This window comes from Mycobacterium shimoidei, assembly GCF_900417275.1.
Lineage (GTDB): Bacteria > Actinomycetota > Actinomycetes > Mycobacteriales > Mycobacteriaceae > Mycobacterium > Mycobacterium shimoidei.
On the sequence record NZ_UEGW01000001.1, the window covers coordinates 1,927,254 to 1,946,757 of the forward strand.

Consider the following 19,504-nt stretch of genomic DNA (forward strand, 5'->3'; position numbering starts at 1 on the left):
CTGCCGTAAAAAATAAATCACTTGACTTAACACCGACGGCGTCGATTAACTCGTCGGTGTGGGCAACGAGCTAGCCGGCAAAGTCGCGATCGTCACCGGAGGCGCATCGGGGATCGGCGCGGGGATCGTCGAAAGGTTTGTGGCGGAGGGCGCGCAGGTGGTCATCGGCGATATCGATGGCGACCGGGCCAGTGCGCTCGCGGCAAAGCATCGCGGCCAGGCGATCTCTCGGCGGTCCGACACCGGCGACCCGGACCAGGTCAACGGCCTGGTGGGCTTTGCTGTCGAGCAGTTCGGTCGCCTCGACATCATGGTCAACAACGCCGGCGTGTCCAGCAAGATGCACCGCAGCTTCCTCGAGGACGACCTCGCGGATTTCCACCGGGTGATGGCGGTCAACGTCCTCGGCGTGATGGCCGGTACCCGCGATGCCGCCCGCCACATGGCAACCAACGGTGGCGGCTCGATCATCAACGTGTCGTCGATCGGCGGCATCCAGGCCGGTGGTGGCGTGATGACATATCGCGCCTCCAAGGCCGCGGTGATCCAGTTCAGCAAGTCCGCGGCGATCGAGTTGGCCTACCACGACGTCCGGGTCAATTGCATCGCGCCGGGCAGCATCCCCACTCCGCTACTGGCGTCCTCGGCGACCGGCATGACTCCCGAGCAACTCGAGCGTTTCGAGCAGACGACCCGCGCGCGGATGCGGGCCGACCGGCCGCTACAGCGGGAAGGCACACCCGACGACGTCGCCGAGGCGGCGCTGTACTTCGCCGGCGACCGCTCCCGGTACGTCACCGGAGTGGTTTTGCCGGTCGACGGGGGCACCTCCGCGGGCAAACCGATCACGAGGCGCAAAGATTAAATCAAGCGCTTGACTTAATAGGTCCAACGGCGTTGACTTGGCCGGGTGACCACAGCGAGGACTGCGCGCACCGAGCGGGCCAGCACCACTCAGGAGGCGATCCTGGCCGCGGCCGAGCGGCTTTTCGCCGAACACGGCGTCTTCGCGGTGTCCAACCGCCAGGTCAGCGAAGCCGCCGGCCAGGGCAACAACGCCGCGGTCGGCTATCACTTCGGCACCAAAACCGATCTGGTGCGCGCCATCGAGCGCAAGCACCGGGTGCCGATCGAACGGTTGCGCGAGCAGATGGTGACCGAGTTGTCGCAGCGCGCTCAGCCGGCCGACATGCGCGACTGGGTGGCCTGCCTGGTCTGTCCGCTCACCGAGCATCTGGCCGCGCTCGGCAACCCCACCTGGTATGCGCGCTTCGCCGCGCAGGTGATGACCGATCCGGCGTACTACAACATCGTGGTCAAAGACGCGCTGACCTCGCCGTCGCTGGTCCAGGTGATCGATGGGATCAACCGCTGCCTGCCGGAGTTGCCCGTCGACGTCCACGGCGAGCGCAACCTGATGGCGCGCAACCTGCTGGTGCACACCTGCGCCGACCTCGAACGCGCGATAGCGAGCGGTGATCGCAAGCTGTCGTGGCAGGCCGCCGCATCGGGGCTCATCGACGCGATCGTGGGCCTGTGGCTTGCCCCGGTGACCGAAAGTAGCGACAGATGAAAGTGACTGTCGACCAAGACAAATGCGCGTCCTCGGGAAACTGTGTGATGCGCGCTCCGGAAATCTTCGACCAACGCGACGAAGACGGCGTCGTCGTGCTGCTCAACGACAGTCCACCGGCTGAGCAGGCCGATAACGCCCGCAGTGCCGCCGCAGGTTGTCCAGCGCTGGCCATCCACATCGAGGAGTGAGAAGTGTCCGACACCCTCACCAGCATCACGGCCCAGGACGTTCCGGATTATCCGATGGCCCGCGAGGCCGGATGCCCGTTCGCGCCGCCGCCCGACGTGATGGCGCTGGCGAAGTCGAAACCGCTGTCGCGGGTGCGGATCTGGGACGGCAGCACGCCATGGCTGGTCACCGGGTACGACGAGGTGCGGGCGCTGTTCTCCGATTCCAGGGTCAGCGTCGACGACCGGCGCGCCGGCTTCCCGCATTGGAACGAGGGCATGTTGTCGACCGTGCACAAGCGGCCGCGCTCGGTCTTCACCTCCGACGCCGAAGAACACACCCGGTTCCGGCGGATGCTGTCGAAACCGTTCACTTTCAAGCGGGTTGAAGGGCTGCGCCCGGTGATCCAACAGATCACAGACGACCATATCGACGCCATGCTGGCCGGGCCCCGGCCGGCAGACATCGTCACCGCGTTGGCGCTGCCGGTGCCGTCGCTGGTGATCAGCCAGCTGCTGGGTGTGCCGTACCAGGACGCGGAGTTCTTCCAGCGCCACGCCAACATCGGGCTGGCCCGCTACGCCACCGCCGAAGACACCGCCAAAGGCGCGGCCGGGCTGGCGAAGTACCTGGCGAACTTGGTCGAAACCAAGGTGCAGTGTCCGTCCGAAGATCCGGCGGACGCGATCTCCGATCTGGCCGAACGCGTCAGGGCCGGCGAGCTCAGTGTGAAAGAAGCCGCCCAGCTGGGCACCGGTCTGCTCATCGCCGGACATGAGACGACCGCCAACATGATCGGGCTGGGCGTGCTCGCCTTGCTCGAGCACCCCGAGCAGCTGGCGGTGCTGCAAGACACCGACGACGCGAACGTCATCGCCAATGCGGTCGAGGAACTGCTGCGCTACCTGTCCATCATCCAGAACGGCCAGCGCCGGGTCGCCATCGAAGACATCGACATCGCCGGTGAGACCATTCGCGCCGGCGAGGGCATCATCATCGATCTGGCTCCGGCGAACTGGGACGCCAACATCTTTGACGAACCGGACCGGTTGTACCTGCACCGCTCGAAGGCGGGCCAGCACGTCGCATTCGGTTACGGCCGGCATCAATGCGTTGGCCAGCAGCTGGCCCGCGCCGAACTGCAAATCGTCTTTCACACGTTGGCGCGCCGTATCCCGACGATGCGGCTGGCCGTGCAGATCGAGAACATTGCGTTCAAACACGATCGGCTGGCGTACGGCGTCTACGAGCTGCCGGTGACCTGGTGAAGGCCTATCCGGGACAAATCGACATGGCTAGTCTCGAAACCAACCCGCTGGAATTGGAGGGTCCGCAATGACCACCACCGTTTCTCTGTATCCACCGGAAGGGTACGGCGCGCCGAAGAATCGACGCGGCCACGCCGACATCAGCACCGTGGGCCTGCCCGAGGGCACCGTGGTTTTCTCCGCGGACAACCACATCTCGCTGGCCGAGGACATCTTCTACGAGCGATTTCCCGAGGACCTCAAGGACAAGGCGCCGCGGATCTGGTACGAGGAGGGCGCGTATCAACTCGGCCGCAAGGGCCAGTCGTTCTTGCCGGGCGACTTCAGCGCGGTGCTCATGCAATATGACGACCTGCCCGGGGCGGCCACCACGAACATCGAAGCCCGGATCCAGGAGCTGCGCGAGGACGGCGTCGAGAAAGAGTTGGCTTTCCCCAACGCGCTTTTGGCGCTGTTCCACTTCCCCGACAAGCAACTCCGTGAGCTTGCGTTCCGCATCTACAACGAGTACATCGCCGACCTGCAAGAACGCTCGGGCGGCCATTTCTATGGCGCCGGACTTATCAACTGGTGGGACCCGAAGGGGACCCGGCGGACTTTGTCGGAACTGAAATCGTTGGGTCTCAAGACATTTCTACTGCCATTGAACCCCGGCAAGGATGACGACGGCAACATCATCGACTATGCCAGCGATGCCATGAGCCCAGTGTGGGACGAAATCGAGGAGGCAGGCCTGCCCGTCACCCATCACATCGGCGAAACCCCGCCGAAAACTCCCTGCCAATTCAACAGCGTGGTCGTCGGAATGATGATCAACGTCGACGGGTTCCGCGAGGCGTTCGCCAAGTACATCTTCGCCGGCATCCTCGACCGCCATCCGAAACTGCGGATCGGCTGGTTCGAAGGCGGAATCGCTTGGGTTCCATGGGCGTTGCAGGACGCCGAGCATCTGGTGGCGTCGTATCGGCACATGTTCAACCGGCCGGTCGAACACGATGTGCGCTACTACTGGGACAAGCACATGAGCGCGTCGTTCATGGTCGACCCGCTCGGGCTGCAGTTGATCGACAAAATCGGGGTCGACAAGGTGATGTGGTCGAGCGACTACCCGCACAACGAAAGCACCTACGGTTATTCGGAGAAGTCGCTGGCCGCTGTCGTCGACGCTGTCGGACCCACGGCCGCAGCGCGGATCGTCAGCGGCAACATCACCGACTTCCTCGGTCTCTGAGGCGGTTTGGTGACGACGTTCATGCAGGCGCCGCCGTCAGCGCTCGTCATCCCGGATACCCCCGACCTCGACCGCATGCGCGCACAAACCGGAGCGCGGCTGCGGTCAGCGATGGCCGAACGCGGCGTCGACACGTTGATCCTGCTGAACAACAGCAATGTGGTCTATGCGACGGGGGTGAGCTGGCCGCTGGGAGACGCGGGCTTGTCCTACGTCGAGCGGCCTGTGGCGGTGGTGCGCGCAGATGATCAGTGGCCACATCTTTTCCTGCCGTTTCGCGAAGGCGCATCCTCGGAATCCGGGCTGCCCGCCGACCACCTGCACGGCCCGGTCTATTTGGAGTTCGACGAGGGCGTGGAGAACTTCGCCCGGCTGGTCGCAGAATTCGTGCCCCCGGACGCGGTCGTCGCCGTCGACGAGTTCACCGGGGCGATGCGGCGCGCCCGGCACCGGTTGTTCCCGGCCGACGGGGCCGTCGACGCCGCCGCAATCGTCGGAGCCGCCAAGCTGATCAAGACTCCCGACGAGCTGAGCTGTATCCGCGCCGCATGCCGGATCACCGACACAGCCATGGTCGACGTGCAGGCCGCGCTGGCCCCCGGTATCCGCCAAATCGACCTGTCCGCCGGCTTCATGCGCCGCGCTTTCGAATTGGGTGCGATGGCCAGCATGCTGGAACCGATTTGGCAGGTGATGCCGAACAGCAAGGCGGAGGGTGTGTGGACCACCCACGGCGATCTGGCGCTGCCGTTGTTGACGACCGAGCGCGAACTCGCCGCCGGCGACGTGCTGTGGACCGATGTCAGCATCACCTACGCCGGCTACTGCTCGGACTTCGGGCGGACCTGGTTGGTGGGGCAGGACCCGACACCGCGCCAGCAGGCGCAATTTCGCCGATGGTGCGACATCATGAGCGCGGTGCTCGAGGTGACCCGTCCCGGCGCAACGGCCGCCGAGCTGGGCCGGGCCGCGACCAAGGCCAACGGCGGTTTCCGGCCCTGGCTGCCGCACTTCTACCTTGGGCACGGCATCGGCGTGAACGCCGCCGAAACACCAATGATCGGAACGGATCTCGGTGACGAGTTCGACGAGAACTTCGTATTCGAGCCGGGGATGGTGCTGGTTCTCGAACCGGTGGTATGGGAGGACGGCACCGGCGGCTACCGCAGTGAAGAGATCATCGTCATCACCGAGGAAGGTTGGATTTCGTTGACCGACTACCCCTATGACCCCTATGGCGCGCACTGAAGTCCTGCCCGACGACCGCGCGCTGCGGTTGGGACGCCGGGAGCGCGCTCTGGCCCAGATGGCCGCGCACGACCTGGATGTCCTGGTGCTCGGCCGGCAAGCCAACGTCCGCTACGTCGCCGGCGCTCCGCAACTGTGGGTGGCCGGCACCCGCCCGTTCGGCCCGACGTGTGTGGTGGTGCGTAAGACCGGGGCGATCCATCTGCTGAGCACCTGGGACGAAGGTGTACCCGACGACATCCCGCACGAGAATCTTTACGGCATCGCCTGGAACCCAATGAACACCATCGCGGTGCTGCAGAAAATCGAGGGCGCCGACGATGTGAAACGTGTTGGTACCGACGCCCTCTCGCCGACCTTCAGACAGTTGTTGCCGATGGCGTTCCCCAATGCCGAGCTGGTGGACGGCGAACCGGCGATGCGGGCCGCTCGACGTGTCAAGACCGACGAGGAGGTGGCCGCGCTGCGCGAGGCCATCCAGGTGGCCGAGAACGCGCTCGCCACGGCCCTACCCGAACTGACCGAAGGCGTCAGCGAGAAGGAGTTGGCCGCAGTGTTGCTGGAGGCGATGACGGCCGGCGGTGTGAGCACACCCTCGACCCAGGACGTCGCCTGGGTGACGTCGCGGGAGCATCCGTGGCGGCGCGCCAGCAGCGATGGGCGAGTGCGATCCGGCGACCTGGTGGCGTTCTCCGTGGGTGTGCTCGGCGGCGGCTATACCGGTGAAGTCGGCCGCACCTGGCCGGTCGGCGACGCCACCCAACATCAAGCCGCCGACTTGTACCGCCGCTGGGAGTTGCTGTGGCAGCGGCTCTTCGACGCCTGCCAGGCCGGTGCTCCGGCCACCGACCTGATTTCGGCGTATCACAGTGCGAAAGAACCGCTTCCGCCGATGCCGGTGGCGCGCGGACTGGGCATGGGCTTCGACCCGCCGGTCGTGTCGGCGCACCTGCCGGCCACTGCCGCCGAGGAGCAGCTGGAGGCCGGGATGGTGCTTGCGGTCACCGGGTACGTGTGGCAGCAGGGCCTCGGCGCAGTATTCGGCCGCGAAGCAGTGTTGATCAGCGCAGACGGGCCGCAGGTGCTGACGACCAGCCCGTCCTGGCAAGGCGTCGTCCATGCCTGACAGTGCCCACTGGGCCCACTCGCCGGAGGAGATCATCCGCTACGCGAAGGACCCGGAAACCAAGATCGCGACGATCACGGTCGACCGCAAGTTTCCGCCCGAGTTCCGGTTGAGCAAGTCCAGCCGCGAAGAGGACGAGTAGCCGGTGGAGCCGCTGCAGGGTTACACGGTCGTCGACCTTTCCAGTGGTATCGCCGGCGCCTATTGCACCAAACTGCTCGCTGACGGCGGGGCGCGTGTGATCAAAGTCGAGCCACCACGAGGCGATCCGCTGCGGCGGTGGTCCGCTTCGGGCGCCCACCTCGAAGGCGACGGTGCCCTGTTCAGTTTCCTGGCCTGCTCCAAGCACAGCGTGGTCGCCGACCCGCACTCCGACGTCGACTTCGTGGACGCACTGCTGGCGTCCGCGGATGCCGCGGTGTGGTCGCGCGGCTCACCGCTCGCGGATGTGTTCGCCCCAGCTGAAATCCATCGCGCGCATCCGCACCTGGTCGTCACCTCGATCACGCCGTTCGGGCTCGACGGCCCGTGGCGGGACCGTCCGGCGACCGAGTTCACCCTGCAGGCTTGGTCGGGCGGAATCGTCGGCCTGGGCCGGGGATCACCGGATCGGGCGCCGGTATTCGTGGGCGGGCAGGTCGGCGAGTTCTTTGCCGGCGCGTATGCCAGCGCAGCGACGCTGACCGCAAGGCTGCGCCAGATAACGTGTGGCGCCGGCGATCTGGTTGACCTGTCGATGCTGGAAACCCAGATACTGGGTCTTACCTATTTCCCGGTGACCTACTTCGAAATGCTCGGCCGGCCATGGCGGGACGCGCGCAAGGTAACCGTCCCGGGTATCGCCCGCGCCAAAGACGGCTTGGTCGACGTCGGCTGCGGAACCGCCCAGCAGTTCTTCGACCTGTGCGCGATGGTCGGCCACCAGGAGTGGATCGCCGAAGACTCGCCGCTGACGATCACCGAACAGGCCAACGAACACGCCGACGAGATCTATGCCTGGGTCGAGAGCCGGACGGTCGAGGAGATTTGTGAACTCGCCACGGCATTTCGCATCCCCAACGCGCCAGTTGCCAACGGCGCCAACATCACCGGGCTGGATCATTTTCAACAGCGTCGGACGTTCACCATGAATCCGCGCGACGGGTTTTCTCAGCCGGGCCACCCCTACCGCATGCGACCAGCCCAGCTTCGCCCGCCGCAACCGGCTCCCCGGCTCGGCGAGCACACCGCGCAGTATCGCCAGTCCGGCATGACTCGAACGCGGCGGGCCGAAAACGGGGGCACGGCGGATCGCCTGCCGTTCGCCGGTCTACGGGTGCTGGACCTGACGACGTTCTGGGCCGGTCCGTCGTGCACGCATTTCCTGGCGCTGCTCGGCGCCGAGGTCATCCACGTCGAGTCCACCGGCAAACCCGACGGCACCCGGCTGATCGCCGGCGTGCCGATGAGCGAAGAGCTGTGGTGGGAGCGTTCGCCGATCTTTTCGAGTCTGAACACCAACAAAAAGGGTCTGACCATGGATCTGCAAACCGACGAAGGCCGAAACTTGTTGCGCCGGTTCATTACAACCTGCGACGTGATCGTCGAGAACTTCACCCCGCGCGTGCTCGACCAGATCGGTCTGGACTTCGCGGCGGTGCAGGCCCAGCGGCCCGACGCGATTCTGCTGCGGATGCCGGGATTCGGGCTGGACGGGCCGTGGCGTGACAACCCGGCCTTCGCCTACGCGATCGAGGCCGCCTCCGGGGTGAGCTGGCTGACCGGATATCCCGACCGCACTCCGGACGAGCCCTACTCGATCGGTGACCCCAACGCGGGGGTGCACGCGCTCAACGCGCTGCTGCTGGCGCTGGAACATCGGCGCCGCACCGGTGAGGGGGTGATGGTGGAAGCCGCGATGATCGACGCGGCGGTCAACATCACCGCCGAACAGGTGATCGAGTATTCGGCCTACGGTGCACTGCTGGAACGGGCCGGAAACCGCGGACCGACAGCCGCGCCGCAGAACCTGTACCGCACCGCCGACGTCGACGAATTCGGCCGGCTCGATAGCTGGGTCGCGATCGCGGTGGCCACCGACGAGCAGTGGGCGCACCTGCGCCGCGCGCTGGGCCGGCCGCAGTGGGCGATGGATCCGGCGCTGGCAACTGCCCGCGGACGAAGCGAACAACACGACTTGATCGACCAGCAGCTCAGCGCCTGGTGTGCACAGCGCAGCGGCGACGAGATCGTCGAATGCCTCTGGGACGCCGGTGTGCCGGTGGCCAAGGTCATGCAGCCGCACCGCCAAACCGAGTTGGGTCAACTTGGCTTCCGGGCCTTCTTCGAAAACGTCGACCACCCGGTCAACGACCCCGCCCCGCACAGCACCGTGGCGGTACGGTTCTTTCGCGGGCCGGAGCGGTTCCACCTGCACCCGGCGCCGCTGCTCGGCCAGCACAACCACGAGCTGCTCACCGAACTCGGGTTGAGCGCGGCCGAAATCGCCGAGCTGGAAGCCGATGGCATCATCGGACGGACACCGGCCGTCACGAGAAGGGTGAAAGCACAGTGAAATTCGGTATCCCGCTGGCCCGCGCACATCCCGGCCTGTGGCCGCAATTGACCAAGCGGGCGGAGGAATTGGGCTTCGAGTCGGTGTGGCTTCCCGAGCATCTGGTGTTGCCCACCGCGATGAGCGGCAGTCCCCACCACGGCGACACGCACCCACCGATTCCGCCGCAGACACCGGTATTCGACGCGCTGAACTACCTGTCGTTTCTGGCCGCGCAAACCAGCACCATCCGGCTGGGCACCTACGTCTACAACATCGGGCTACGCCACCCGTTCGTCAGCGCCCGCGCCGCCGCCACCCTCGACATCGTCTCGGGTGGGCGTTTCGACTTCGGGGTCGGGGCGAGCTGGCTGCGCGAGGAATGGGATGCCGCCGGACTCGACTTCGCCACCCGCGGCGCGCGCGTCGACGAGGCACTCGAGGTGTGCCGGGCGTTGTGGAGCCAACCCAGCGTCGAACACCACGGCCGGTTCTTCGATTTCGACGAAGTCATGTTCGAGCCCAAACCGGTGCAACCAGCGGGTCCTCCGCTGCACATCGGCGGCGACGGCAAGGCTGCGCTGCGACGGGTGGCGCGCTACGGCGACGGCTGGTTGCCGATGAACCACACGCTGGACCGCATACCGGAGTCGGTGCGCACACTGACCCAACTGTGGAGCGCGCACGGGCGCAGCGGCAAACCGCAAATCACCACATCGGTGCCGTTGTCGTCACCCGATGACGTGCAGCGCGCCGCCGACGCGGGCATCGACCGGCTCATCACCTCACCCTGGCAACGTACCCGCGAGGCCCTCGACGGCATCGCCGCCTTCGCCGACCAATACATCGAAAAGTCTGCTGCGGCAGGATAACGACCATGGCGATCGGCCCGTCCGACATCCAGCTGACCGACCGCGTCGCGGTGGTGACCGGCGGGGGAGCCGGGATCGGTCGCGGCATCGCCGCCGCCATGGTCGCCTTCGGCGCATCGGTGGCGATCTGGGAGCGAGACGCCGACAGTTGCGCCGCCGCAGCCGACACCATCGGTGCGCTCGGGATCGTGACCGACGTACGTGACACCGAGCAGGTCGAGTCCGCACTGCAGCGTACGACCGACGAGCTGGGACCGGTGAGCATCCTGGTGAACAACGCCGGTGGCACGTTCTTCTCCAGGCTGCTGGAGACCAGCGAAAACGGCTGGGATGCTTTGTACAAGGCGAACCTGCGCCACGTGCTGCTGTGCACCCAGCAGGTCGCACGACAACTCGTCAGCGCGGCGCGGCCGGGCAGCATCATCAACCTGACGTCGATCGAAGGCGTGCGCGCCGCGCCCGGCTACGCCGCCTACGCAGCGGCCAAGGCGGGCGTGATCAACTACACCAAGACCGCCGCATTCGAACTGGCACCGCACGGCATTCGCGTCAACGCACTGGCACCCGACATCACCTTGACCGAAGGCCTGGCCAACCTCGGGGCACTCAGCGCGCAGGTCTCCCATGTCGTCCCGATGGGCCGTCCCGGCACTGTCGACGAGATCGCCTCAGCCGCTGTGTTTCTCGCTTCCGATATGGCGAGCTACATCACGGGCCAAACCATCCACGTAGACGGTGGAACGCACGCGGCCGGCGGCTGGTACCACCATCCGACAACCGGGAACCCGCAGCTGGGCCCTAGTCAGTAGGGCCAGCCCTGGCCGGCCTGCTCGTCGAAGGTGCGGTCGATGCGCTCGAACCTGCGGCGGATCGAGTCGCGCGCAGCCTGATGCGGCAGCACGTAGAGCCGCTCGGCCAGGATCGCGTCGACGGTCAGCCGAGCGACGTCGTCGGCGTCGAGCACGTCCTCTTGGCCCACGGTGACCGGGGCCGAAACCGGTTGTGTCGCCGACCCTGAATACTCGGCGCCGCGGTTGCGTTCGCAGTTGCCGATGTTGGTGGCGACCAGCATCGGGCACAGCACCGACACCCCGATTCCGTTCGGCTTGACCTCGCGGGCCAGCGCCTCTGCCAGGGCAACGACACCGTACTTGGCAACCGAATACGGTCCGAGGCCGACATTGGACACCAGGCCGGCGAACGACGAGGTGAACAGCAGATGCCCGCCCTGGCCTTGCTCGACAAGCCGCGGCAGAAACGCCTCGACTCCGTGAATCGGGCCCCACAGGTCCACGTCGATCACCCAGCGCCAGTCGTCGTGCGTCATCTGCGCGATCGGCCCCGCCACCGCGACACCCGCGTTGTTGAAGACCACGTGAACGCCGCCGAGCAGACGGAACGCCTCATCGGCGAGGTCGGCCACCTGCCCCAGATGCCGGACGTCGCAAACCACACCGTGCGCGTCGAATCCGTCACCGCGCAGGCGCGTCACAGCCTCGTCGAGTGCGCCCTGTTCGATGTCTGCAAGCACCACGGCGGCGCCGCGGCGGGCGAGCTCGCGCGCGGTGGCGAAGCCGATGCCGCTCGCGCCGCCGGTGATGACCGCGCCCCGATTGTCCAACCCGTCCATGGGACGGGACCCTAACCTACTTCAGACAGCTTCCGGCATCGACCGGCAGTGTCACGCCGGTGATGTATCGGGCTTCATCGGATGCCAGGAAGAGCACCGCGTTGCTGATGTCCTCGGGCTCCACCCAGCCGATCGGCAAGGTGTGCATCATCTGGGCGACGACCTTCATGTCGTCGGGGCCGGGGTTCTCCAGATCCGGCCGGAACAACTTCATCGTCCCTTCGTTGAGGAACAACGGCGTGTTCACGTTGGTCGGATGCACGGAGTTGACCCGAATCATGTGCTGGCCCAATTCGACCGCGAAGGTCCGCATCAGCCCCACCACGCCGTGCTTGGCGGCCACGTAGTGACCGGTATGCGGGTAAGCTTTGAGCCCGCCGACGGAGCTCGTCAAGATGATCGAACCGCCGCGACCGCCCGCCAACATATGCGGCACACCGGCTTTCACCGTCTTCCACACGCCGCCGAGGTTGACGTCGATCATATCGGTCCAGTCGCGTTCGCTGGTCCTGTCCAGCGTTGCACCACCATTGCCGATCCCGGCATTGGCGACGATGATGTCGAGCCGGCCGAGCTGCTCGACGCCGGCGTCGACGGCTGCCTTCAGCGCGCCGTAGTCCCGCACGTCGACCTCGGCGGTGTAGATGCGGCGGTCATGGCCCTTCACGAGATCCGCGGTCTCGGCCAGATCCTCAGGCGTGGAAAGCGGGATCTGGACACTGTCGATCTGCTTGCAGATGTCAACGGCAATGATGTCGGCGCCCTCTTGGGCCAATCGCACCGCGTGGCTGCGACCCTGGCCGCGCGCCGCACCGGTGATAAAGGCGACCTTGCCTTCAACTCGTCCCGCCATCATTACCTCGATTCGATCGACATTGATTCAAATGTTTCGAATGCTTCAAATGGGCTGACAAATCAGCGAATAACAGCCGGCATGGATTCCCATCCCCGCACGGTGGACGTCGGAGACAAGCTGGCGTTGGTCAGGTCGACGTCCCAGTCCGGAAAGCGCTTCAAGATCTCTTCCAGCGCGATCCGTCCCTCCAGCCGGGCCAGTGCCGAACCCAGGCAGTAGTGTGTGCCGACGCTGAATGACAGGTGCTGGCGGACCTCCCGGTGGATGTCGAAAACGTCACCGTCAGGAGGGAATTGGCGGTGGTCCCGGTTTGCCGCACCGATCAGCATCATCATCACGCTGCCGGCCGGCACCCGCTGTCCATAAAGTTCCACGTCGCGGGTCACGTATCGGCACACATGCGGAGCCGGCGGTTCGTAGCGCAGCAATTCTTCGATCGCCCGCGGTATCAGGGACCTGTCCTCGACCAGCTGCCGACGCTGATCCGGATGCTCGGCAAGCACTTTCCCGGTCCAACCGATCAGCCGGGTCGTTGTCTCGTTGCCGGCCCCGGCCACCACGTTGACGTAGATGAGCAATTCGTCGCGGGTCAGTCGGCGGGTGGTGCCGGTCTCGTCCTCGAACTCGATGTTGAGGAGCTCGGTCATGATGTCGTCGGACGGGTGGTCCACCCGCCAATCGATGTACTGGGCGAAGACCTCGCCGGAGTCGAATCCCTTGGTGTGATCCATCGGTTTGCCGACCTCGGTGCGCATGGTGGCGTTCGAGCGGTCCCGGATAGCCTCCTGGTCGGCTTCGGGAATACCCAGCAGCATGCCGATCACCCGCATCGGCATCTGCGCACCCAGGTCGGCGACGAAGTCGAATCGGTCCGCGCCGACCAGCGGATCCAGACAGCGCACACAGTATTCGCGGATTTTGCTTTCCAGCTCGTTGATCTTGCGGGGGGTGAACATCCGAGCCAGCAGCTTGCGATGAATGTCGTGGAGCGGCGGATCTTCGAAAATCAGTACGCCCGAAGGAACTTCGATGTTGGCTTTGATCAGTTCGAGAATCCCCCCGCGGGCCGAGCTGAACGTCTCGTAATCGACCAGCGCGTCGTCGACGTCGGCGAAGCGGCTCAGCGCGTAGAAGTCGTGCTCGGGGTTGTAGTACAGCGGCGCTTCCTCGCGCAGCCGGCGAAACGTGGGGTAGGGATCGGCATTGATTTCCGGGTTGTACGGGTCGTAGTAGACCTCGCTGGTCGCGCTAACGGTCACAGAATCTGCCTCTCACAGAAACCACGTTCTCACTTCTGCTGCCAGGGAGAACTCTGTCATCAGCGCCCAACGGTGTCAATGCGGAATTCATTTTCGCCATCTCGAATTCTCGTGGACAGAGAATTATGTTCTCATACCCTTACGACGCCTTCGCGTAAGCGAGGTTCTCGGGCGGCGGTAACCTAGTTCTCGCGGCCCTCGCGGACGAATCCGCGTGAGCAGAAGTCCCATACCTCGTCGGCGGTGATGGGGTGAACCGTCGCTTCATCCGAACCGCCACTGGACTGTGCGATGAACATGACGGTCTGCATCGTCATCGCGGCCATCCGCTTGGGGGCGATGCCGGGCCGCAGTTGCCCGGCCGCGTCGGCCTCTTCCATCAGCTCGGTCAGCAACGCCAGTAGTGGCGCGTGAGCTATCTTGACCTCGGCTGGATGCGAGACCAACAGTCTTGGAGCAAAGTCAGTGAACAGCGGTCGTTTGGCGGTCGGGTCGGGGCGCGACGCTTCGAACAGCAGCTCGACGGCCACTTTGAGCCGCTCAAGCGGGTCGGAATGGCTGTCGGTGGCCGCGCGGATCTGATCGGCCGAACGGCTCAAAGCATCTTCGAACAGCGCCAACAACAGCTCATGTTTGCCGTCAAACTGCAGGTAGAAGCTCCGCAAGGACTGCTTGGAGCGGTCGACAACCTCTTGGACGGTGAAGTCCGTGCTGCCCTTCTCGATGATGATGGCCTGCGCGGCGTCGAGGAAACGCTGGACGCGCTGGGCCGCCCGCAGCTTCGCCGTTTTGATCGACCGCTCGACCGCGCGCTGTTTCCAGGCCGGCTCTTCGCTGGGGCTTGTCACCGGCGACTCGGAAGATTGCCGTGAGGGGAGAACATGATTGGACTGTACCGGAGAACGCCGTGACATTGGTGTCCCAGACCTCCTCACGGATGCCGTGTTCGAGATTGAAACTTTCTCATCATGAGAATAGTATTCTCTTTTCGGTGTCCTGGGAAGCAGAACACACATCTGCGGGCGCCATCGCCGAGGAGCACCCGTGCAGCTAACGTTTGACGCCGACGTCGAGGCATTCCGATCCGACTTCATCGCGTTCCTGGACGAGCACTTACCCGACGAGGCACTGGCCACCGAACGGCCGCGCTCGACGTCACACATTCCCCACTGGGCTCGCCGATGGCAGCGGCTGTTGTTCGACCACGGCTGGCTGCTGCCCGGCTATCCGCCGGAATTCGGCGGCCGCAACGCGACCGTCTTGCAGCAATACGTACACCTGGAGGAGCTGTCGCGGCGGCGGATCTATCACAGCTTCAACCCGCAGGGCGTGGGGATCATCGCGGCGTCAATCCTGTCATTCGGCACCGACGAGCAGAAGCACCGGTGGGCGGTGCCCATTCTGCGGGCCGAGATGACCGCCTCGCTGGGAATGAGCGAGCCGGGCGCGGGCTCGGATCTCGCGTCGTTGCGGACCCGCGCGGTGCGCGACGGCGACCATTTCGTCGTCAACGGGCAAAAGGTCTGGACATCGGGGGCTCACGACGCCGATGTGTTGCTGACTTTTGTACGGACCGATCCCGACGCCCCAAAACACAAGGGCATCAGTGCGTTACTCATCCCCACCGACACACCTGGTCTGACGCGCCGACCGTTCGCCTCGGCCTCGGATCGCGACGACCTGGATTTCAACGAGGTGTTCTTCACCGATGCGCGGGTCCCGGTCGAGAATCTGGTCGGCCCGCTGAACGAGGGATGGCGGGTGGCGAACGGCTCACTGGGACATGAACGCACGATGCTGTGGGTCGGGTACGCCAGTCAGCTGCGCGACCTGCTCATCGACTTTCGGCCGTCCGGGGCATTGGAGCGCGATCAATTCGCCAGACTCGTCATGGATGCCGAAGCGTTGAACCTGCTGGGTTCCGCCGCGTTGGCGCGCGCCGACCGCGGTGAAGAGGACGTGGCAACCGTGTCGGTGCTGAAACTGTTGGGCTCGGAAGCCCTCCAGACTGCGTACGAGCACGCGTTGAGCGCGGCCGGTACCGACGGGCTGATCCATCCCGGCATCACCGGGCCGTTCGCACCGCTGAATTTGGATGCCCATTACGGCAGCTGGTTCGATCGTTACTTTCGGACCTTCGCCGGGACGATTGCCGGTGGCACATCAGAAATTCAGCGCAACATCATCGCCCAGCGGCTTTTGGGGCTGCCCCGATAACGTCCCGCGAAGACCTAAAGGTGGGCCAGCCGCGGCGCCGATCCCTTGCTGCGCAGCAGTGCTCCGGCTTCGCGGGTCAATTCCCTGGCGCTGCCGAGCATTCCGTCCAGCACCAGCGCCCGCTTCACGTAACGGTGCAACTGATGCTCGGCGGTGAAGCCGATGCCGCCCAGTACCTGCTGGCAGTGGCGCGCGGCGGTCAGCGCGGCCTGACCGGCAGCGGCTTTGGCCAGCAGAAAGCTCAGGTCGTCGGGTTCGGCCGCGGCGGCGAGCAAGGTGGCTTCAGCGCCCTCGAGCGCGACGAGCGTCTCGGCCAGTCGATGCCTGATCGCTTGGAACGACGCGATGGGACGGCCGAATTGGGTGCGTTCCAGCGCATGCCGGCGGGCCAGCGAGAGCATGGCCCGGCCGGACCCGAGCAGCCACCAGGCCAGCGCGTGCCGCCCGGCGGCCAGTGGCACCGAATTTCCTTCGGGCACGCGGTGAATCGGCAGGTCGTCACCCAGTGCTGTGCCTGGCTTGTCGGTGCGTTCCCACACGACCCATGACCCGCCAACGTAGGGCAGTGGGATCGTGCCGCCTGCGTCATGTCCTGCCGCACGCAACACCACATCATTGAGCACCGGGGCATGGGTGCCGGTCTCGCCGAGTAGCCGAAACACCAACGCAATAGCGTCCTCTGGCATCTCGTCGAGCATGTCGCGCCAGCCCAGGTCCGCCAGCGCCGCATCCAGCGCTGCACCGGACGTCGCTGCCATGGACTTGCGCAGCGCGTCGGCCAACATCCGCAAGGACTCGGCGTCCACACTCACTCCTTGCCCAGATCCAGCAGCCTGCGCGCGATGATGTTGCGCTGGATTTCGGCGGTACCGCCGTAGATTGTCGCCGCTCGCGAATACAAAAACTCGGTGCGCCAATCGGACTCGTCGAGCTCGACCACACCGGGCAGCAAGTCGCGGGCGGTGTCATACATCCGTTGCTCTGCGCCGGCCAGCAGGACCTTGTCGATCGATGTTTCCGGCCCGAGCCGTTGGCCGTCGGCCAGCCGGTGCTGGGTGGCGCGCGATCGGCAGCGCAGGGTATGCAGTGCCAGGTATGCCGCGCCCAGACTGGAATCGTCTGTCTCGGTGGCCTCGACGATGAGTCGATCGAATCGTGAATACAGGTACGAGATTCGTTGCCAAAAGCAGGTGGAGCGCTCGTAGGGCAGCAGATCCATCGCGAGGCGCCAACCGTCTCCTGGCTTGCCGAGCATCCGAGCGCCGGGAATCACCACATCGTCGAAATACACTTCGCAGAACTCGTCGACGCCGTGCATGGTGCGTAGCGGCCGGATGGTGATGCCGGGAGTGTCCAGGTCGACGAAGAACGCCGTGATGCCGTCATGGCCAGGCGCGGTGCGAGTCAGCAGCACACATCGTGTCGAGTACTGCGCGAAGCTCGTCCACACCTTCTGGCCGTTGACCACCCAGTCATCCCCGCGGGGCGTGGCGCGGGTGGTCAACGATGCGAGGTCGCTGCCCGATCCGGGTTCGGAGAAGCCCTGACACCACTGTTCGCGCCCGGACAGGAGTCGCGGCACCATTTCCGCGGCGAGTTCCGTTGGCGCGTAATCGATCATCGTCGGCGCCAGCACCTCGACCATCGAGTATGGGCCGGGCTCGGCGAGTCCGCGCCCGACGATCTCCTCGCCGACGACGGCGCGCAGTATCGCCGGACCGCCCAGCCCGCCGACTTCGACCGGCCAGCCATATCGCATCCAATCCGCGTCATAAAGCGCGGAATGAACTCGGGCAAGCTGCTTGATTTGGCCTTCCAGCGAGTGATCCGGCCCCGGGGTCAGGTCGTTCTCGTCGAGCCAGGCACATAAGTCCGCCCGGAACTGCTCGACCTTCATGCTTCGCCCGATGGCCGCCCCACCGCATGCGGGCGACCCGAGTCGTGTGCACCGCTGCGCCGAATGAACGTCATCGCACGGGTTTTGAGTCGCCACCCATCGGGGGTGCGGACGTAGGTGTCGTTGTAGTAGCCGATGCGCATGTCGTGGGTGGCATGGTCGATGAAGCACAGCGGCTGGGTGCCGGTCGCGGTGTCGCCGGCGAACTCGATCACCGGGGTTGCGGTCAAGAACAAACCTTTCGGCGCGGCGTCCACCAGCGCCGGAAACCGCTCCAGCGAATAGGTTTCTCCGAAGGCGCTGTAGGTGCCATCGGGCGTGAAGACCTTGAGCAGCCCGTCGATGTCTTCCTGAGTGATGGTGACCGCGTAGCGGGCCAGCAGCTGTTGGATCTCGACGAGGTCTTCAGTTCTTGTTGGCATACACCTTGCCGCCCTTCATGACAAAGCTCACGTTCTGGGTCACGGTCATGTCCTGCAATGGATCTCCCGGCACTGCGATGATGTCGGCCAGCAGGCCCTCCGCCAACCTGCCGCGGTCGGTGGCGTCGATGAGCTCCGCGGCGGTGGTGGTCGCCGCTCGCAGTACCTCCAGCGGCGGTAGACCCAATTCCACCAGGGTGACGAGTTCGTCGGCGTTTCGGCCGTGCGGGATCGCCGGCGCGTCGGTGCCGACCGCGATCTTCACGCCGGCCTCGTAGGCGGCGAGGATGGACTTACGCGCCCGGGGGAACATCTCTGCGGCCTTGGCCTGCAGTTCGGGTGGGGCATGGGAGACGTCCATCGCGTCGGTCAGGCGCCGGGTGCTCACCAGGAAGGTGCCGTGGGTGACCATGGTCGCGATTGCCTCGTCGTCGACCAGAAAGCCGTGCTCGATGCAGTCGATGCCGGCGGCGACGGCATGCTTGACCGCCTCGGCGCCGTGCGTGTGCGCGGCCACCCGCAGCCCGCGCCGATGCGCCTCGTCGACGATGACCCGCAGCTCTTCGTCCGAATAGTGCTGTGCTCCAGGCGGCCCGGTGAGCGACATCACCCCACCAGAACAGCACACCTTGATCAGCTGTGCGCCGTATTTGATCTGGTAGCGCACCGCCTTGCGGACTTCGTCGACACCGTTGGCGATGCCCTCCTCGACGGTCAAGTGCAGCAGATCCGGCGCGAACGCCGAGAACATCGTCGGATCGAGGTGGCCGCCGGTCGGGGTGATCGCGTGCCCCGCAGGCACCACTCGGGGTCCGTCGATCCAGCCCTTGTCGATCGCCTTGGCCAGCGCGACGTCGAGCAGATAACCCCCGGTCTTGACGAACAGGCCAAGGTTGCGCACCGTGGTGAATCCCGCGCGCAGGGTGCGGCGGGCATTGCCCACCGCACGCAGCACCCGGGTGGGCGGATCGTCCTGCACCGAGGAGGCCAGACCGGTCTCCCCGCGCCCGCCCATCAGCAGGTTGACTTCCATGTCCATCAACCCCGGCAACAGAATCTGGTCACCGAGATCGATGACATCACCCTGCGGTGCGCCGCCCACACCGGCGATACGCTCGTCGTCAATCCGCACAACGCCCGGCCGGACGATCTCCCCGACGTCGACGTCGAGTAGCCCAGCTGCCTTGAGCGTCAGCACCTC

20 protein-coding genes are annotated in these 19,504 nt (G+C 65.5%); 12 read left to right on the top strand and 8 right to left on the bottom strand.

The features are described from left to right. Window positions 1-58: 58 nt before the first annotated feature. From MSP7336_RS09485 to MSP7336_RS09530, 11 genes are all read left to right on the top strand, one after another. On the top strand, window positions 59-865 hold the full coding sequence (locus MSP7336_RS09485; RefSeq protein WP_069395879.1) for an SDR family oxidoreductase: 807 nt from the start codon (window positions 59-61) through the stop codon (window positions 863-865). Between the two features lie 45 nt (window positions 866-910). Beyond that, a complete protein-coding gene (locus MSP7336_RS09490; RefSeq protein ID WP_113963592.1) occupies window positions 911-1,573 on the top strand; it encodes a TetR/AcrR family transcriptional regulator in 663 nt (220 codons plus the stop codon). Further along, window positions 1,570-1,764 (top strand): ferredoxin, encoded by a 195-nt coding sequence (locus MSP7336_RS09495; protein ID WP_069395881.1) that lies wholly within the window; start codon window positions 1,570-1,572, stop codon window positions 1,762-1,764. The genes MSP7336_RS09490 and MSP7336_RS09495 overlap by 4 nt, the downstream gene beginning before the upstream one ends. 3 nt (window positions 1,765-1,767) lie before the next feature. Next, complete coding sequence (locus MSP7336_RS09500; protein WP_113963593.1) at window positions 1,768-3,012, top strand: cytochrome P450; 1,245 nt, start codon at window positions 1,768-1,770, stop codon at window positions 3,010-3,012. Between the two features lie 169 nt (window positions 3,013-3,181). Continuing rightward, window positions 3,182-4,243, top strand: coding sequence for an amidohydrolase family protein (locus MSP7336_RS09505; RefSeq protein WP_181786959.1), 1,062 nt, complete (start codon window positions 3,182-3,184; stop codon window positions 4,241-4,243). Window positions 4,244-4,264: 21 nt separating this feature from the next. Then, window positions 4,265-5,491: a M24 family metallopeptidase gene (locus MSP7336_RS09510; protein WP_113964848.1), complete on the top strand. Its 1,227-nt coding sequence runs from the start codon at window positions 4,265-4,267 to the stop codon at window positions 5,489-5,491. After that, window positions 5,478-6,617 carry a M24 family metallopeptidase gene (locus tag MSP7336_RS09515; protein ID WP_113963594.1) on the top strand — a complete coding sequence of 380 codons (1,140 nt, stop codon included), beginning with the start codon at window positions 5,478-5,480 and terminating at the stop codon, window positions 6,615-6,617. Before MSP7336_RS09510 ends, MSP7336_RS09515 begins: the two co-directional genes overlap by 14 nt. Continuing rightward, a complete protein-coding gene (locus tag MSP7336_RS23800) occupies window positions 6,610-6,759 on the top strand; it encodes a hypothetical protein (protein ID WP_157123579.1) in 150 nt (49 codons plus the stop codon). The genes MSP7336_RS09515 and MSP7336_RS23800 overlap by 8 nt, the downstream gene beginning before the upstream one ends. A 3-nt stretch (window positions 6,760-6,762) precedes the next feature. Continuing rightward, on the top strand, window positions 6,763-9,171 hold the full coding sequence (locus tag MSP7336_RS09520) for a CaiB/BaiF CoA-transferase family protein (RefSeq protein WP_113963595.1): 2,409 nt from the start codon (window positions 6,763-6,765) through the stop codon (window positions 9,169-9,171). Beyond that, on the top strand, window positions 9,168-10,022 hold the full coding sequence (locus tag MSP7336_RS09525) for an LLM class F420-dependent oxidoreductase (RefSeq protein ID WP_069395887.1): 855 nt from the start codon (window positions 9,168-9,170) through the stop codon (window positions 10,020-10,022). The genes MSP7336_RS09520 and MSP7336_RS09525 overlap by 4 nt, the downstream gene beginning before the upstream one ends. Before the next feature lie 5 nt (window positions 10,023-10,027). Further along, window positions 10,028-10,831, top strand: a complete 804-nt coding sequence (locus MSP7336_RS09530) for an SDR family NAD(P)-dependent oxidoreductase (RefSeq protein WP_113963596.1) — start codon at window positions 10,028-10,030, stop codon at window positions 10,829-10,831. Here MSP7336_RS09530 and MSP7336_RS09535 read toward each other — a convergent pair. The 4 genes from MSP7336_RS09535 to MSP7336_RS09550 all read right to left on the bottom strand — a co-directional run bounded on the left by MSP7336_RS09535 (window position 10,825) and on the right by MSP7336_RS09550 (window position 14,615). Continuing rightward, window positions 10,825-11,652 carry an SDR family NAD(P)-dependent oxidoreductase gene (locus MSP7336_RS09535; protein ID WP_069395889.1) on the bottom strand — a complete coding sequence of 276 codons (828 nt, stop codon included), beginning with the start codon at window positions 11,650-11,652 and terminating at the stop codon, window positions 10,825-10,827. The genes MSP7336_RS09530 and MSP7336_RS09535 overlap by 7 nt on opposite strands. A 16-nt stretch (window positions 11,653-11,668) precedes the next feature. Continuing rightward, window positions 11,669-12,505: a mycofactocin-coupled SDR family oxidoreductase gene (locus tag MSP7336_RS09540; protein WP_069395917.1), complete on the bottom strand. Its 837-nt coding sequence runs from the start codon at window positions 12,503-12,505 to the stop codon at window positions 11,669-11,671. Window positions 12,506-12,567: 62 nt separating this feature from the next. After that, window positions 12,568-13,767, bottom strand: coding sequence for a cytochrome P450 (locus MSP7336_RS09545; protein ID WP_069395890.1), 1,200 nt, complete (start codon window positions 13,765-13,767; stop codon window positions 12,568-12,570). A 182-nt stretch (window positions 13,768-13,949) separates the two neighbouring features. Then, window positions 13,950-14,615: a TetR/AcrR family transcriptional regulator gene (locus tag MSP7336_RS09550; RefSeq protein WP_069395891.1), complete on the bottom strand. Its 666-nt coding sequence runs from the start codon at window positions 14,613-14,615 to the stop codon at window positions 13,950-13,952. Window positions 14,616-14,811: 196 nt separating this feature from the next. Between MSP7336_RS09550 and MSP7336_RS09555 the strand changes: the two genes are divergently transcribed. Beyond that, window positions 14,812-15,984, top strand: coding sequence for an acyl-CoA dehydrogenase family protein (locus MSP7336_RS09555; RefSeq protein ID WP_113963597.1), 1,173 nt, complete (start codon window positions 14,812-14,814; stop codon window positions 15,982-15,984). A gap of 14 nt (window positions 15,985-15,998) precedes the next feature. Here the strand turns inward: MSP7336_RS09555 and MSP7336_RS09560 are convergent, their stop codons facing one another. From MSP7336_RS09560 to MSP7336_RS09575, 4 genes are read right to left on the bottom strand one after another with little or no spacing between them, the layout of a single operon-like run. Further along, the gene (locus MSP7336_RS09560; protein ID WP_069395918.1) at window positions 15,999-16,769 is read right to left on the bottom strand and encodes an acyl-CoA dehydrogenase family protein; all 771 of its coding nucleotides are present in this window, start codon (window positions 16,767-16,769) and stop codon (window positions 15,999-16,001) included. A gap of 23 nt (window positions 16,770-16,792) precedes the next feature. Further along, entirely contained in the window at window positions 16,793-17,881 is a 1,089-nt protein-coding gene (locus tag MSP7336_RS09565) for an acyl-CoA dehydrogenase family protein (protein WP_069395893.1), read from the bottom strand. Continuing rightward, window positions 17,878-18,303 (bottom strand): nuclear transport factor 2 family protein, encoded by a 426-nt coding sequence (locus tag MSP7336_RS09570; protein ID WP_069395894.1) that lies wholly within the window; start codon window positions 18,301-18,303, stop codon window positions 17,878-17,880. Before MSP7336_RS09570 ends, MSP7336_RS09565 begins: the two co-directional genes overlap by 4 nt. After that, window positions 18,287-19,501: a metal-dependent hydrolase family protein gene (locus tag MSP7336_RS09575; protein ID WP_069395895.1), complete on the bottom strand. Its 1,215-nt coding sequence runs from the start codon at window positions 19,499-19,501 to the stop codon at window positions 18,287-18,289. Before MSP7336_RS09575 ends, MSP7336_RS09570 begins: the two co-directional genes overlap by 17 nt. Window positions 19,502-19,504: the final 3 nt, after the last annotated feature.

What these genes read in the sequence shown, in the direction of transcription:
- MSP7336_RS09495 (WP_069395881.1), top strand. Translation starts at nt 1,570, where the DNA reads ATGAAAGTGACTGTCGACCAAGACAAATGCGCGTCCTCGGGAAACTGT.
- MSP7336_RS09510 (WP_113964848.1), top strand. Translation starts at nt 4,265, where the DNA reads ATGCAGGCGCCGCCGTCAGCGCTCGTCATCCCGGATACCCCCGACCTC.
- MSP7336_RS09515 (WP_113963594.1), top strand. Translation starts at nt 5,478, where the DNA reads ATGGCGCGCACTGAAGTCCTGCCCGACGACCGCGCGCTGCGGTTGGGA.
- MSP7336_RS23800 (WP_157123579.1), top strand. Translation starts at nt 6,610, where the DNA reads ATGCCTGACAGTGCCCACTGGGCCCACTCGCCGGAGGAGATCATCCGC.
- MSP7336_RS09530 (WP_113963596.1), top strand. Translation starts at nt 10,028, where the DNA reads ATGGCGATCGGCCCGTCCGACATCCAGCTGACCGACCGCGTCGCGGTG.
- MSP7336_RS09535 (WP_069395889.1), bottom strand. Translation starts at nt 11,652, where the DNA reads ATGGACGGGTTGGACAATCGGGGCGCGGTCATCACCGGCGGCGCGAGC.
- MSP7336_RS09540 (WP_069395917.1), bottom strand. Translation starts at nt 12,505, where the DNA reads ATGGCGGGACGAGTTGAAGGCAAGGTCGCCTTTATCACCGGTGCGGCG.
- MSP7336_RS09560 (WP_069395918.1), bottom strand. Translation starts at nt 16,769, where the DNA reads ATGTTGGCCGACGCGCTGCGCAAGTCCATGGCAGCGACGTCCGGTGCA.
- MSP7336_RS09565 (WP_069395893.1), bottom strand. Translation starts at nt 17,881, where the DNA reads ATGAAGGTCGAGCAGTTCCGGGCGGACTTATGTGCCTGGCTCGACGAG.
- MSP7336_RS09570 (WP_069395894.1), bottom strand. Translation starts at nt 18,303, where the DNA reads ATGCCAACAAGAACTGAAGACCTCGTCGAGATCCAACAGCTGCTGGCC.